Source organism: Thiocystis violacea (genome assembly GCF_016583565.1).
Lineage (GTDB): Bacteria > Pseudomonadota > Gammaproteobacteria > Chromatiales > Chromatiaceae > Thiorhodococcus > Thiorhodococcus violaceus_A.
This window is the reverse complement of sequence record NZ_NRRF01000090.1, coordinates 1-14,842: the sequence shown is the minus strand read 5'-3', so window position 1 is coordinate 14,842 and position 14,842 is coordinate 1. Positions and strand designations below refer to the sequence as shown.

At 64.9% G+C, this 14,842-nt stretch carries 9 protein-coding genes; 6 read left to right on the top strand and 3 right to left on the bottom strand.

Going from position 1 to position 14,842, the window contains the following annotated elements:
- Positions 1–479: 479 nt before the first annotated feature.
- The 4 genes from CKO23_RS21695 (at position 480) to CKO23_RS21680 (ending at position 10,410) form a co-directional block, all read left to right on the top strand.
- Positions 480–617 (top strand): hypothetical protein, encoded by a 138-nt coding sequence (locus CKO23_RS21695; protein ID WP_200334976.1) that lies wholly within the window; start codon positions 480–482, stop codon positions 615–617.
- 59 nt (positions 618–676) lie between these two features.
- On the top strand, positions 677–994 hold the full coding sequence (locus CKO23_RS21690) for a hypothetical protein (protein WP_346014658.1): 318 nt from the start codon (positions 677–679) through the stop codon (positions 992–994).
- A gap of 238 nt (positions 995–1,232) precedes the next feature.
- Positions 1,233–9,974 carry a glycoside hydrolase family 94 protein gene (locus CKO23_RS21685; RefSeq protein ID WP_200334978.1) on the top strand — a complete coding sequence of 2,914 codons (8,742 nt, stop codon included), beginning with the start codon at positions 1,233–1,235 and terminating at the stop codon, positions 9,972–9,974.
- 73 nt (positions 9,975–10,047) lie between these two features.
- A complete protein-coding gene (locus CKO23_RS21680; RefSeq protein ID WP_200334974.1) occupies positions 10,048–10,410 on the top strand; it encodes a hypothetical protein in 363 nt (120 codons plus the stop codon).
- 657 nt (positions 10,411–11,067) lie between these two features.
- Here the strand turns inward: CKO23_RS21680 and CKO23_RS21675 are convergent.
- The 3 genes from CKO23_RS21675 to CKO23_RS21665 all read right to left on the bottom strand — a co-directional run bounded on the left by CKO23_RS21675 (position 11,068) and on the right by CKO23_RS21665 (position 12,461).
- Entirely contained in the window at positions 11,068–11,655 is a 588-nt protein-coding gene (locus CKO23_RS21675) for an HdeD family acid-resistance protein (protein WP_200334972.1), read from the bottom strand.
- 396 nt (positions 11,656–12,051) lie between these two features.
- Complete coding sequence (locus CKO23_RS21670) at positions 12,052–12,270, bottom strand: YgaP family membrane protein (protein WP_200334970.1); 219 nt, start codon at positions 12,268–12,270, stop codon at positions 12,052–12,054.
- 47 nt (positions 12,271–12,317) lie between these two features.
- The gene (locus tag CKO23_RS21665) at positions 12,318–12,461 is read right to left on the bottom strand and encodes an entericidin A/B family lipoprotein (RefSeq protein WP_200334968.1); all 144 of its coding nucleotides are present in this window, start codon (positions 12,459–12,461) and stop codon (positions 12,318–12,320) included.
- Positions 12,462–12,918: 457 nt separating this feature from the next.
- Between CKO23_RS21665 and CKO23_RS21660 the strand changes: the two genes are divergently transcribed.
- Positions 12,919–13,929 carry a class I SAM-dependent methyltransferase gene (locus CKO23_RS21660; protein ID WP_200334966.1) on the top strand — a complete coding sequence of 337 codons (1,011 nt, stop codon included), beginning with the start codon at positions 12,919–12,921 and terminating at the stop codon, positions 13,927–13,929.
- 122 nt (positions 13,930–14,051) lie between these two features.
- Positions 14,052–14,528, top strand: coding sequence for a universal stress protein (locus tag CKO23_RS21655; protein WP_200334964.1), 477 nt, complete (start codon positions 14,052–14,054; stop codon positions 14,526–14,528).
- The last annotated feature ends 314 nt before the right edge of the window (positions 14,529–14,842 follow it).

Here is a 14,842-nt window from a genome sequence, read left to right as displayed (position 1 = left end):
AGGGAAACGGGAATCGGGGTGCAGCGTGGCATCGTGTCATCAACTCATCGGCGAAACTCAAGACAGATGAGTAGGATGCCATCGATCGCCCAGAAACAGTATTAGGACTTTCACTCTAGACCACTAGTCGCGAATGATTGTATAGAACACATCCCGCCTGCAAAAGGTTTGAGTCGGGGGGCGCGGCGCAGGTTACCAACAACGGCGCGGGATTCGGTGGACGTCTGTCGCGCTCGTCCACCCTACCGGTCCAACTGACGACCCAGGCCAGTCGGGGCCTTGGCCATGAGTCCGGCCAGTCGGTGGGAGCGGCGCCCCGCCGCGATCGGGCGTCTTCGCGGCGGGGCGCCGCTCCCTGGGTGTGTGCCTTGAAAAGGGTTCGAGTCGCCGTCTTTCTTGTCGTCTGTACGCTGGCGAACAGACGTCGGCGTTGGCGGGTCATAGAGTGTGCCGAACCTAACCTGATCAGGAGTCACGTCATGGCATCTATCCAATTCATGATCGAACTGAGCGTCTTCGGAGCCGTCCTCTGGGTCATGAGTTTCTACCTCTCGATGAGCGCGACCCTTTCGTGCCCGGCGCATTCGGGTGCTTTGGTCCGCCATCCTGGTGAATGAGCGAGACGCATCCCGTGCCCATGCGATGAAGAGGCCGTTGTATTCCGGTAATCCGCCGGGTGAATGAGCAAGAACAGGAGAATGTCATGCTACCGTCAAGAGATGAATATATTGCGACCATGAAGGCGCAGCTCGACGAGTGGAACGCGAATATCGCCGCCCTGGAGGAGAAGGGGAATGAGATCAAGGAGGATGCCAAAGTGAAATATCAAGAGCATCTCGTCGCGCTGCGTGCGCAGCGTGCGGAAGGCGAGAAGAAGCTGGATGAGATGCTGGCCGCGAGTGAAAACACCTGGGATCAGGTCAAGCTGGAAGCCGACAATGTCTGGGAGGCATTCAAGGATTCTTATCAGGCATTCACGGCGCATTTCAAATAGCCGTCGGCTATGCCATGCGGCGGCCTTGGGCATCACGCCGGCCGCCGCGCCAGTGCGGACTGCGGTGGACTTCGCGCTCGCTCGTCCACCCCACCGCTCGCGATTCTGATCAAGAATCCCTGCGGCACAGCGGAGCTGATGAACGCGCGCGCGTCCTGAACACCTCTTCGGGCATTGGGTCCGGAGAAGGCATTGCCTTGAAAAGGAGTCTGCAGCCTTGAATGTGAGCAATCCGACGATGCGTGAAGCCCTGCTCAAATGGAGGATGCGGCTCTCTGGTCGCCGCCTGATCGCTCAGTCCATCGGCGACGAGTCACCCTTGCGCTCGGAATTGTTCAGTGCGGTCCAGATGGAGCAGCACGGCAAGGATCTGGCCGGCGCGCATCTCCTGATGCCCGGACACCCGCCGGATCGGCTGCTGGCGCGCCTGACCAATAATGAAAAGGTCCTGGTGGACGTTTGCCGGCTGCTCATGGGCGCCGTCACGGAGAATCGCCGGATCGCGCCGGCCGGGGAATGGCTGCTCGACAACTTCTATCTGATCGAGGAACAGATCCGCACGGCCAAGCGGCATCTGCCCAAGGGCTATAGCCGGGAGCTTCCGCGGCTTCTGAATGGACCCTCGGGGGGGCTGCCCAGGGTCTATGATTTGGCGCTCGAGATCATCGCGCACGGCGACGGGCGCGTGGACCCGGAGAATCTCAGCCGTTTCGTCGCGGCCTATCAGAGCGTCACCGTCCTGCGCCTGGGCGAGCTGTGGGCCATCCCGATCATGCTGCGGCTGGCGCTGATCGAGAACCTCCGTCGCGTCGCCGCGCGCATCGCCGCCAGCCGAATCGACCAGAACCTGGCCGACGGCTGGGTCGACCGCATGATGGCCATGGCCGAGAAGGACCCCAAGAACCTGATCCTGGTGATCGCGGACATGGCCAGGTCGAGCCCGCCGATGTCGGGTGCCTTCGTCGCCGAGCTGGCGCGCCGGCTGCAGGGACAGAGCGCGGCCCTTGCGCTGCCGCTGACCTGGATCGAGCAGCAGCTTGCCGAGTCAGAATCGACGATCGAGCAGTTGGTGCAGGTCGAGAACCAGCAACAGGCCTCCGATCAGGTTTCCGTCGGCAACAGCATCGGCAGTCTGCGCGCCCTGGGTGCGATGGACTGGCGCGAGTTCGTGGAGAGCATGAGCCTGGTCGAGCAGACCTTGCGCGGCGATCCTGGCGGGGTCTATGTCCAGATGGAGTTCGCGACCCGCGACTGCTACCGGCATATCGTGGAGAAGGTCGCGAAGCATGGCCGATTGCCCGAGATCGAGGTGGCGGGCCTGGCGGTCGAGCTGGCGCGGGAGGGTGCACTGGGCAAGGATGAGAGTGACCGTGCGGGGCATGTCGGCTTCTACCTGATCGACCGGGGCTTGGCGCAGCTCGAGCGCCGGGCTCGGGCCGGACTTGGTCTCCTGGAGTCACTGCAACGGCGAGGGCGCCGCTCTCCCTTGGTGCTCTATCTGGGCGGGATCGTCCTCTTGACGACGCTCTTCGCCACCGGTCTGCTGGGTCAGGCGCAGTCCGACGGCATGCGCCATTGGCTGCTGCTGCTCCTGCTCGTGCCGGCCGTGCTGGGTGCCAGTCAACTGGCGGTGGCGCTGGTCAACTGGCTCGCGACGCTGCTGGCGACGCCCTCTGCGCTGCCGCGCATGGACTTTTCTGCAGGCATCCCGGCCGAGTCGCGCACCCTGGTGGTGACGCCGACCATGCTCACCAGCGCCGCGGGCGTCGAGGCCCTGCTGGAGGCGCTGGAGGTCAGATACCTGGCCAATCAGGATGTCAGTCTGCACTTCGGTCTGCTGACCGACGTTCGCGATGCGCCTTCACAGACGCTGCCGGAAGATGCGGCCCTGGTGCGTCTGGCGGAGCAGGGGATCGCGGCGCTGAATGCGCGCTATCCGCGTGACAGCGGCGATGCCTTCTACCTCTTTCATCGCGCCCGGCGCTGGAATCCGCGCGAGCGCGTCTGGATGGGCTACGAGCGCAAGCGCGGCAAGCTCGCGGACCTCAACGCGCTGCTGCGCGGCGAGGCGGGGGAGCGCTTCGCGTCGATCGTGGGCGAGACCTCGATCCTGGCGCGCGTGCGCTACGTCATTACCCTGGACACCGACACCCAGCTGCCGCGCGATGCGGCGCTGGAGCTGGTCGGCACCATGGCACATCCGCTCAATCGCCCGCGCTACGATGCGCGGCGCGAGTGCGTCGCGGACGGCTACGGCATCCTGCAGCCGCGCGTGGCCGTGAGCCTGCCGGGCGCCAACCGCTCGCGCTATGCGCGTCTGCACGGCAGCGACGCCGGTATCGACCCCTATACCCACGCCATCTCGGACGTCTACCAGGATTGGTTCGGGGAAGGCTCCTTCATCGGCAAGGGTATCTACGACGTCGATGCCTTCGAGCAGTCCCTCGGCGGGCGCTTCCCCGAGAATCGCATCCTCAGTCACGACCTGCTCGAAGGCTGCTATGCGCGCTCGGGGCTGCTGTCGGATGTGCAGCTCTACGAGGACTATCCCGCCAGCTATCGCGCCGACGTGAGCCGACGCCACCGCTGGATTCGCGGCGACTGGCAGATTGCCCAGTGGCTGCTGCCGCGCGTCCCTGGTCGAGACGGCAGACCCAGCAGGAACCCCCTCTCGGCCCTGTCGCGCTGGAAGCTGGCCGACAACCTGCGGCGCAGCCTCGTGCCCGCGGCCATGACCGGACTCTTCGTGTTGGGCTGGACGGCGACGTCATCGCCTGCTCTCTGGACCCTGGCGGTGCTCGGCATCCTGCTGATTCCCTCGGTGTTGACCTCGCTCTTGAACCTCCTGCGAAAGCCTGGCGATGTGCGCTGGCGCCATCATCTGGCTGCGGCTGTCCGCGCGGCGCGGCGCGAGGGGGCGCAGGTCGTCTTCACGCTGGTCTGTCTGCCGTTCGAGGCCTTCTTCAGTCTGGATGCCATGGTGCGCACCCTTTGGCGGATGGGTGTGAGCCATCAGGGATTGCTCGAATGGACGTCCTCGGGGGATCTGGATCGCTCGCATCGGGGCGTTTCGGCCTTTTACCGACTGATGTGGATTGCCCCCGCGCTCGCTGTGCTCACGGCGTCGGGTCTGGCGTTGTTCCAACCGGCTGTGCTCCTGGTGGCCGGGCCATTGCTGGCGCTCTGGTGCGCGGCCCCCGCGATCGCCTGGTGGATCAGCCGTCCGCTGACGCGCCGCGAAGCGCGGTTGACGGCGGATCAGGTCCGCTTTCTACGCGGGCTGTCGCGCAAGACCTGGTCGTTCTTCGAGACCTTCGTCGGCCCGGAGGACCACTGGCTGCCGCCGGACAACGTCCAGGAACATCCGGTGGCGGTGGTCGCGCATCGCACCTCCCCGACCAACATGGGGATGTCGTTGCTCGCGAATCTCGCGGCCTATGACTTCGGCTATCTGCCGCCCGGGGGCTTGATCGCACGCACGAGCGCCGCGCTGCGCACCATGACCGGGCTGGAGCGCTATCGCGGTCACTTTTACAACTGGTACGACACGCTCTCGCTGGAGCCGCTCGGACCGCTCTACATCTCATCGGTGGACAGCGGCAATCTCGCGGGACACCTGCTGACCCTGCAGCCGGGTCTGCTCGGGCTGATCGATGCGCCCATTCTCCACCCGCGTTGGCTGGACGGGCTGCACGATACCTTCGGGATTCTGCTGAGCACGCTCACGGCGGACTCCGAGCATGGTCGAAAGGGTGCGCTGCCAGCCGAGCTCGAGTCATTCCAGCAGCGGTTGGAGGCGGCCTCTGAGTCGCCGCCGACCGCCTTGAGGGAGGTCGTGCAATGTCTGGAGTCTCTGACCGCCAGTGCCGAAGAGGCGGCGCGTGAGCTGGAGGCGCCGCTTCAGGGTGACGCGCCGGATTGGCCGCGGGCGCTGGCGCGGCAGTGCCGCGCGATGCTGGATGATGTGGTGTTGCTGGTGCCTTGGGTTGGGGGGGCGGATCGGCTTGACGGGGTTCCGACGCTGCGGGAGTTGGCGGGGCTTGGGTTGGGAGAGAAAAACGACGACAAGGACGGCAAGGATTTCAAGGACGGCGCGATGCATGAGTCCAGTCAGCGCGCTCGGGAGCGGATTGCTGTCCTGGAAGGGCTGGCGCGGCAGGCCGGCGAGTTGGCCGAGATGGACTATGACTTCCTCTTCGACGAGACGCGTCAGCTGATGGTCATCGGCTACAACGTCACCGAGCGGCGCCGCGATGGGAGCTACTACGACCTGCTCGCCTCGGAGGCTCGCCTGGGCAGCTTCGTGGCGATCGCGCAGGGCCAACTGCCCCAGGAGAGCTGGTTCGCGCTGGGACGGCTGTTGATCCTGGTCGCCGGCGAGCCGACGCTGCTGTCCTGGAGCGGTTCCATGTTCGAGTACCTGATGCCGCTGCTGGTGATGCCGAACTACGACAATACCCTGCTGGATCAGACCTATCGCACGGCGGTGACCCGCCAGATCGCCTATGGGAAAGAGCGCGGCGTGCCCTGGGGCGTGTCGGAATCCGGCTACAACGGGTTCGACGTCCAGCTCAACTATCAGTATCGCGCCTTTGGCGTCCCTGGACTGGGCCTCAAGCGCTGGCTGGCCGAGGATCTGGTCATCGCGCCCTATGCCTCCGCGCTGGCGCTGATGGTGGCGCCCGAGGCCGCCTGCCAGAATCTCCAGCGGCTCGCCGCCAGCGGCGGGGCAGGGCCCTTCGGTCTCTTCGAGGCGATCGACTACACGCCCTCCCGGCTCCCGCGCGGGCAGGCCAGCGCCGTGGTGCGCTCCTTCATGGCGCATCACCAGGGCATGAGCTTCCTGTCGCTCGCCTATCTGTTGCTGGATCGCCCGATGCAGCAGCGCTTTGCCTCGGCGCCGCTGTTCCAGGCAACCGCCCTGCTGCTGCAGGAGCGCATCCCCAAGGCCCCGTCCTTCTACTCGCACACCACCGGCGAGATCACCGATATCCGCACCTCCGGCAGTGGCCAAGAGGCACAGATGCGGGTGTTCGAGAGCCCCAACACGCCGCGGCCCGAGGTGCAGTTGCTGTCGAACGGTCGCTACCACGTGATGGTGACCAACGCCGGCGGCGGCTACAGTCGCTGGAAGGATCTGGCCGTAACCCGCTGGCGCGAAGACACGACGCGCGATGCCTGGGGTCACTTCTGCTATCTGCGCGACCTGGCGAGCGGCGAGGTCTGGTCGACCGCCTATCAGCCGACCCTGAAGCAGCCGGACAGCTACGAGGCGATCTTCTCGGAGGGGCGCGCCGAGTTCCGCCGCCGCGACCACGAGATCGAGTCCTACACCGAGATCGTCGTCTCGCCCGAGGACGACATCGAGCTGCACCGGGTGCGTCTCACCAACCGCTCGCGCACCCGCCGGGTGATCGAGGTCACCAGTTATGCCGAGGTGGTGCTCGCCCCGCCCGCCGCGGACACCCTGCATCCGGCCTTCAGCAACCTCTTCGTGCAGACCGAGATCCTGCATCCGCAGCCGGCGATTCTCTGCACCCGCCGACCACGCTCCAGCGGCGAGGCGGCACCCTGGATGTTTCACCAGATGGTGCTGCGCGGGGCGCCCTGCGAAGCCATGTCCTATGAAACGGACCGCATGCGCTTCATCGGGCGCGATCGCGGCCTCATGGATCCGGCGGCGCTCAGCGCGGGCGCGACACTCTCGGGCAGCGCGGGCTCGGTGCTGGATCCCATCGTCGCCATCCGCTGCTCCATGACTCTCGAACCGGATCAATGCGCGACGCTCGATCTGGTCACCGGCATCGGCGACACCCGTGAGATCGCCGTGGGCCTGGTCGAGAAGTACCAGGACCAGCGCCTGGCCGATCGCGTCTTCGACCTGGCCTGGACCCACAGCCAGGTGGTGCTGCGCCAGCTCAATGCCAGCCAGTCCGATGTGCAGCTCTACGGGCGTCTGGCCAGCTCGATTCTCTATACCCACGCCTCGCTACGCGCCGAGCCGAGCCTGCTCGCCCAGAACCGCCGCGGGCAGTCCGGACTCTGGAGTCACGCGGTCTCGGGCGATGTGCCCATCGTGCTCTGCCAGATCGGCGACCGCGCCAACATCGAGCTGGTCTATCAACTGGTGCAGGCCCATGCCTACTGGCGTCTGAAGGGACTGACCGTGGACCTGGTGATCTGGAACGAAGATCACGCCGGATACCGCCAACAGCTCCAGGACCAGATCCTGGGGTTGATCGCGGCGGGCGCCGAGGCGCACGTGATCGATCGGCCTGGCGGCATCTTCATCCGCCCGGCGGATCAGATCTCCGATGAGGACCGCATCCTCTTCCAGACCGTGGCGCGCGCCATCCTCAGCGACAGCCGCGGCTCCCTGGCCGAACAGCTCAGCCGACGCGGGACACTGGAGCGGCGCGTGCCACGCCTGCGCCCGACCCGCAGCCACTTTGCCGAATGGAGCCGGAGCATCGAAACACTGGGCAGTGGACAGTTGGCCGCGGGCAGTGAGGATCTGCTCTCGACCGAGCACACTCCATGGCTGTTCGACAACGGGCTGGGCGGCTTCACCCCGGATGGTCGCGAATACGTGATCACCACCGCGGCCGGCGAGGCGACACCAGCGCCTTGGGTGAATGTCCTGGCGAATGCCCGCTTCGGAACGGTGATCTCCGCGAGCGGCATGGCCTACACCTGGAGCGAGAACGCCCACGAGTTCCGCCTGACACCCTGGCACAACGACCCGGTGAGCGACGCGAGCGGCGAAGCCTTTTACCTGCGCGACGAGGAGAGCGGTCATGTCTGGTCGCCCACGCCGCTGCCGGTCGGCGGCGCGTCCGCCGCGAGCGGCGTCGCGGGGGCACCCTATGTGAGCCGTCACGGCTTCGGCTACAGTGTCTTCGAGCATAGCGAGGACGGCATCCATTCGGCGCTCTGGGTCTACGTGGCCGTGGACGCGCCCATCAAGTTCTCGGTGCTCAAGGTGCGCAATCTGTCGAATCAGTCGCGCCGGCTCTCCGCGACCGGGTATGTGGAGTGGGTGCTCGGCGATCTGCGCCCAAAGACCAATCTGCATGTCACGACCGAGATCGATCCGGCCGGCGGAACGCTCTTCGCGCGCAATCCCTACAACACCGAGTTCGCCGACCACATCGCCTTCTTCGACGTGGACGATCCGGCGCGCAGCCTGACCGGCGACCGCACCGAGTTCCTCGGGCGCAACGGGACCATGCGCCATCCCGCCGCACTGACGCGCGCGCGGCTGTCCGGCAAGGTCGGGGCCGGGCTGGATGCCTGTGCCGCGCTCCAAAGCGTCTTCGAACTGGCCGCCGGGCAAACCCATGAGATCGTCTTCCGACTGGGTGTCGCCGGCCGACGCGGTGCCGATGACGCCAGCAGTCTGGTGAATCGCTGCCGGGGGACGGGCGCTGCCAGTGACGCCCTGGAGGCCGTGCGCGCCTACTGGACGCAGACACTGGGCACAGTGCAGGTCGAGACCCCCGACCCGTCGCTCGACCTGCTCGCCAACGGCTGGCTGGTCTACCAGACCCTGGCCTGCCGCCTCTGGGCGCGCAGCGGTAACTACCAGTCCGGCGGCGCCTTCGGGTTCCGCGACCAGTTGCAGGACACCATGGCGCTCATCCATGCCGAGCCGACCCTGGCGCGCGAGCATCTGCTGCTCTGCGCCAGCCGCCAGTTCCGCGAGGGCGACGTGCAGCATTGGTGGCATCCGCCGTCCGGTCGCGGGGTGCGCACCCGCTGCTCCGACGACTATCTCTGGCTGCCGCTGGCAACCGGCCGTTACGTCCTGGCCACCGGCGACACCGAGGTGCTGAATGAGACGGCCCGGTTCCTGGACGGCCGTTTGGTGGGTGGGGAGGACGACGCCTATTACGATCTGCCCGGCCAGTCCGACGAAACGGCGAGCCTCTACGACCATTGCGTGCGCGCCATTCTGCACGGTCTGCGCTTCGGCGAGCATGGTTTGCCCCTGATGGGCTCCGGCGACTGGAACGACGGCATGGACCAGGTGGGGATCAAGGGCCGGGGCGAGAGCATCTGGCTGGGCTTCTTCCTCTACGAGGTGCTGATGCAATTCGCCGAGGTGGCGCGTCTGCGGGGCGACCCAGCCTTCGTCGAGCGTTGCCGGCGGGAGGCGGATCAACTGCGCGGCAACCTCGAACAACATGGCTGGGACGGTGACTGGTATCGGCGCGCCTACTTCGACGATGGGACACCGCTGGGCTCGGCCGATGAGGCCGAATGCCAGATCGACTCGATCGCCCAAAGCTGGTCGGTGCTCTCCGGCGCTGGTGCGCCTGAGCGCGCGCAGCAGGCAATGGCGTCTTTGGACGCACGCCTGGTGCGCCGCGAGGCTGGGCTGATCCAGCTCCTGGATCCGCCGTTCGACCGGTCGCCGCTGAATCCCGGCTATATCAAGGGCTACGTGCCTGGCGTGCGGGAGAATGGCGGGCAATACACCCACGCCGCGATCTGGGCGGCGATGGCCTTCGCGCGATTGGGCGACCGGGCGCATGCCTGGGAGCTGTTCGACATGATCAACCCGATCAACCATGCCCGTTCGCCCACGGACGTCGCGACCTACAAGGTCGAGCCCTATGTGGTCGCGGCCGATGTCTATGCGGTGTCGCCCCATGTCGGGCGTGGCGGCTGGACCTGGTACAGCGGCTCGGCGGGCTGGATGTATCGGCTGATCCTGGAATCCCTGCTTGGGCTGCGGCTGGAAGGGGAAAGGCTGCGGATCGAACCCTGTCTGCCCGCGGATTGGGACGGGTTCAGGCTTAGCTATCGTTATCGGGAAACGCACTACCACATCGCCGTCACGCAGTTGACCGAGGGGGAGGGCGGACCAAGGGTGAGCGTGGACGGCATCCAGCAAGCCGGCCTTGCGATCCCCTTGGTCGACGACCGTCAGGCGCACGCGGTCGAGGTGAAGCTCATCGGTGGGTCGCGAGCATGACGGGCCGATGTCGTTGTCGGACGGCGGCATCGCTGTCGCGATGGGTCATGGATACAGCACGCGGAGAATGGTCATGAGCACAAGCGGCACACAAACTCCAGCGCACGACGTCGATCAACTGACGGGTCGGATCGAGGAATCCTTTCCGGCGCGGGTTTCGCAGGTGAAGGACTTGATTCGCGAACGCCGAAAACTCGCCCTGACGTTCCGGCGGACGCAGACTGAACGGGACCGCGTCGAACTTGAGCACATCGACCAGGAGCTCGCCAAGCACCACATCGACATTCCGGCCATCCAGGAGCAGGTTGCCATGAGGAAGGAGGGTCTTCGCAAACCCGTTCCGCATTCGGAGGAGTCGGTTGCGCCCCTAACGAGCGAGAGGGTGGGGTCAGGTCTCGTATTATTGCAAGTCGTGGACGGTTTGGGTCTCGTGTAAAAGACCCAAACGACTGTTGTAGCTGCCTTTAACTTGACCGCTCCGAGCAACATCGCCGTCAACCGTGACGGCGACCTCTACAAGAGGGCCGGCCAGATGCGAGCATTTTGCCCCTTCGCCTCATTGCCTATCGCCTGAGCAGCTTCCGCACTCCACGCCTCTTTGCAGAGGGTGGGGTCAGGTCTCGTATTATTGCAAGTCGTGGACGGTTTGGGTCTCGTGCAAAAGACCCAAACGACTGTTGTAGCTGCCTTTAACTTGACCGCTCCGAGCAACATCGCCGTCAACCGTGACGGCGACCTCTACAAGAGGGCCGGCCAGATGCGAGCATTTTGCCCCTTCGCCTCATTGCCTATCGCCTGAGCCGCTTCGGCACTCCACGCCTCTTTGCCATTGCGCCGCCACACCCGCGCTTACCTCCAGAGAACGGGTCGCGCTTGGTTGCCGACCCTGATAGTTCTCCATCACCCTCAGAGCCAAATTCAGACTGGTTGGCTCGCGAGTTGGCGATCCAGGAACAGGTCGCCATGAGGAAGCTCGGAATCCGTCGGACGGGATCGGCGGCGCCGGAGGAGCCGCCGACGATGCGGCGACCCGACCAGCTTTGGAGAGAGCCGCTGGTGACCCAACGGTTCTAACCCATCCCGCTCATCACACTCATGCGGCGGTCGACTGCTCCTGTTTCACCCGACGTGCCGCGAGCCCGAGAAAGAGCGCGGTCCAGCCATTGATCAGCAGTTCCACCGCGATGACCAGACCGATCACCCAGAGTCCAGACACCGGCCATCCGATCAGGATGACGACGCCCAGCAGCAGCGACAGCACGCCGCCGCCGGCGGCCCATTGCCATCCACGCTGGCCCTGATGCTGCCAGGCGATGGTCGCGCGCAGCACACCGGCGGCGATCAATGCCACGCCAAGGAACAGGGTGAGCGCGATAGCCGCCCCAGCCGGATCGACGATCATCATCCCGCCCGCGAGCAGGTAGATGATCGCAATCGCCGCGTGCGGCAGCGTGCTCTTCCAACCACGGTATTTGAAGGCGTCAAAGAGCTGGACGCCGCCGCCGACCGCCAACAACACGCCGAATAGCAGGACCCCCGCGATGGTCAACCCGAACGTCATGCCCAAACCGATCAGACCCAGAAGGGTCGACAGGATGCCGAATCCGACCAGCCAACCCCACTGCTCCGGCAGCGCGCCGAACAGCCGTCCTGTCTCGCTCATCACCGTTGTTTCGCTCATGGTCGATCTCCTTTCCTGATGCGGTTGAGTCGTGATTCTTCGTGCAGGGCAAAGGTCGCCTTCGCGCTTACCCCAAAGCCATTATGGCCATTGCGCTGCAATGCTGTGAGCGTATCAAGGCGCTCCGCTTGGGGGCTATAGGGGGCGTACCTGAAGCTATTGGCCCAGGAGGGGCTGATCGAGCAGAAGCATGCCATCGCCATACAGGGCCGGGATGTGCCGGAGAGCCGCGGCTGGATCTGGAATGTCGGATCGGCGGCGTCTCCGCTTGGTGAATGCGGGGCAGAGATGGAAACCCGATAGCGGCGCGTCTGTGCGCCGATCGGGTCCCTCACGGCAAACGGACTGGTCGCCCACCGCCGGGCCTGGTGGCCTGGTCGGTCGGCGGTCCGGTCGCTACTTCCCGACAGGGACCACGGCCTTGTCGGAGCTGAAGTGGAAGAGTGCGTAGGCCGGGCAGAACCGGAACCAGGCGGTGCCGAGCAGCACCGCGCCGATCAGTCCGGCAATCCAGTGACCGCCGAAGAAGACGCTGGCGATCAGGACAGCGCCGAGCGCCGCGCGGATCAGGCGATCGTTGTTGCCGATGTTGTGCTTGGTGTAGTCGAAATTCATGCGTGTTGCTCCAGTGGTTGAGGATCGATCTTGGCCTCCGTGCCGTTTTACATCTCCTTCTTGACGTCCCTGGCCGTATCGCTCACGGCGTCACCGCCGCTTTGGATATCCTTGCCGGCGCCCTCGATGGTATTGCAGCCGAACAGTCCGCCGATCGCGACCAGCAGAATCAGGACTACGAGCTTTTTCATCACCATCACCTCTTGTGTGTCTGTGCCATCCGTTGCTGTTGCGCCGCCGTCTGTCAGTCTGGTTTCCCTCGGTTTCCGAGGAGCCGTGGCAGACCTTTCGACGACGGCAGGCATCGGTTTCGTTCGTCGCGGGTTGGGTCGCGTGCAGTGACCCCGAGGGGGCTCGACGGTGCGTCTGCATGGCCGCTGTCTGCCAAGGATCGCAACCCGTGATATGAAAGCTACGCCGAATGAGCCGCGTCTTCAGTGCGCTAGCGAACTTAGTCGCTGTCCATCGATGACTTTGCGGTTTTCTGATCGCGACGCAATTGATGGATAGATCCTTAGGGTCGCCCTTCTTGTCCTTGGAAGATGAAAAACGCGGTCGTTTCAGGATAGGCTAAGGACGCTTTGACTCAATGACGTGTGTAGGAGTGTCTGGATGCGCAGCCTCTTGCTTCGTGCGCTGACGAAAGTCATGCGAAAGCTCGCCGGAAGGTCTTACTCCGACCTGCTCGGACACCTCGTCCTGGAGCATGACTCCGAGCACTTCAGCGATCTCATTCCGCCGCTGAAGCGCGCGGCGCTGGCCGTGCCGCCCGGCCATTTCTACTCGCCCTATCCGGACATTTCATCCGTGCGGTCACGCTGGAGCCGCATCTTCGGCGCCTCATGCCAGGATCTGCCCGGCCTCCGCGAAGATGTTCGGAATCAACTGACACTCGTGGCGTTGCTGGAGCCACTGATCCGCGATTTCCCCTATGCGCCAGCGCCCGATGGCCAGACGGTGTTGGGGATGCATGACGGTCGGTCACTGCGCTATGAGTGCAGCGTACGCAATACGACCTTCCATCTGGATGCGGTCCTGCTTCAGGCGATGCTGAGGCACTTCAAGCCCAGGCGCGTCATCGAGGTCGGCAGTGGCTATTCGTCCGCGCTCATGTTGGACGTGCGCGAGCGCGAAGGCTGGGCGGAGCAGGTGCTGACCTTCATCGAGCCTTATGCACAGGACTACTTCTACCCCTTGCTGCATCCCGATGACAGCGAGTCGACGCGCATCCTGGAGCAGCCGCTGTGGGAGGTGGATCACAGCCTGTTCGAGACGCTGGAGGCTGGCGATCTGCTCTTCATCGATTCCAGCCATGTCGCCAAGGTCGGCAGCGACGTCTATCACTACCTCTTCGAGATCTTGCCTCGGCTGCGGCCGGGGGTGCTCGTCCATATCCACGACATCGCCGCCAACTACGAGATGGCGCCCTCATGGTTCGAGAACGGCTGGTATTGGAACGAGGGCGCCTTCCTGAGGGCCTTCTTGATGTTCAATGACGCCTTCGAGATCCTCTTGCACGCGAATCTGCTCCACCAGTGCTATCCGATGGCGCCGGGGCTGGATGCGCTCGTGGAGCAGGGTGAGAAGACCTTCGTGCGCCCTGAATGGAAGTGGGTCAACTCCTTCTACTTCCGGCGTCGGCCAGTTCCGGGCGACTGAGGCGGTCGAGGGGTTGTGAAGGCGCGTAGGCGGCGATGTTCATCGCGCGTTGGATCTTCGCCGAAGACGTGCGCTCCAACGGATATACTTCGAGTAAGACAGGCAAGCAATCGAGGTGCGCGATGGAGACCGGCAACTATCAACATCTGCTGCTGGCGGTGGATTTCGAGCTGGAGAGCGAGCCCGTGGTGGCGCGAGCCAAACAGCTCCGTGACCTGCTTGGTGCGCGCTTGACCCTGCTGCACGTCCTGGAGCACATCCCGCCGGCGATGGAGTCGATGTATCTCGGCTACTCGGGTGAAATGGCCCTGCCCGCGGATACGATCGAACTCGAAAAGGAGCTGGTGGAGGTCGCCCAGCGTCAGATGGATGCCTTGGGCGATCAGCTGGGTGTCGGTCCTGAGGACCGTCTGGTGCGCATTGGCTCCACCGGGCATGTCATCGATGAGGTCGCCGCCGCGCTCGATGTCGACTTGGTGGTGATTGGCACCCATGGTCGGCACGGTCTGCTGGGGCTCTTCGGGTCGACGGCCCGGTCGGTGCTGCGCGGCGCGCGCTGCGATGTACTCTGCGTCAGGATCCCTGAAGTGGAGGACTGAGTCATGCGGTCGGGCGCATCCGCACTGAGCGAGCGGCCGCGCCGCGCGCTGGTTCGATGTAGGCAAAGTCCGGCGTCGATCATCCTTCGGACCAGTCGTCTTCGGTAGGGTGGACAAGCGCAGCGCAGTCCACCAACAACGGCGCGGGGTTCGGTGGACTTCGCTCTCGCTCGTCCACCCTACCGGTACCGGGTGGCCGCGGGTGCTTACGCACCCGCGGCTCCCACAGATCCGGACGTGCGGGACTACCGCATCCGGCTCCTCGATTGAGCGCTCGCTGCACAACACATGTCGCACACCCGTTGGACCCTGAA

Excerpts from the sequence above, each read along its gene's own strand:
- CKO23_RS21665 (WP_200334968.1), bottom strand. The coding sequence starts at position 12,461 with ATGAAAAAGCTCGTAGTCCTGATTCTGCTGGTCGCGATCGGCGGACTG.
- CKO23_RS21685 (WP_200334978.1), top strand. The coding sequence starts at position 1,233 with ATGCGTGAAGCCCTGCTCAAATGGAGGATGCGGCTCTCTGGTCGCCGC.
- CKO23_RS21655 (WP_200334964.1), top strand. The coding sequence starts at position 14,052 with ATGGAGACCGGCAACTATCAACATCTGCTGCTGGCGGTGGATTTCGAG.
- CKO23_RS21680 (WP_200334974.1), top strand. The coding sequence starts at position 10,048 with ATGAGCACAAGCGGCACACAAACTCCAGCGCACGACGTCGATCAACTG.
- CKO23_RS21675 (WP_200334972.1), bottom strand. The coding sequence starts at position 11,655 with ATGAGCGAAACAACGGTGATGAGCGAGACAGGACGGCTGTTCGGCGCG.
- CKO23_RS21670 (WP_200334970.1), bottom strand. The coding sequence starts at position 12,270 with ATGAATTTCGACTACACCAAGCACAACATCGGCAACAACGATCGCCTG.
- CKO23_RS21660 (WP_200334966.1), top strand. The coding sequence starts at position 12,919 with ATGCGAAAGCTCGCCGGAAGGTCTTACTCCGACCTGCTCGGACACCTC.
- CKO23_RS21695 (WP_200334976.1), top strand. The coding sequence starts at position 480 with ATGGCATCTATCCAATTCATGATCGAACTGAGCGTCTTCGGAGCCGTC.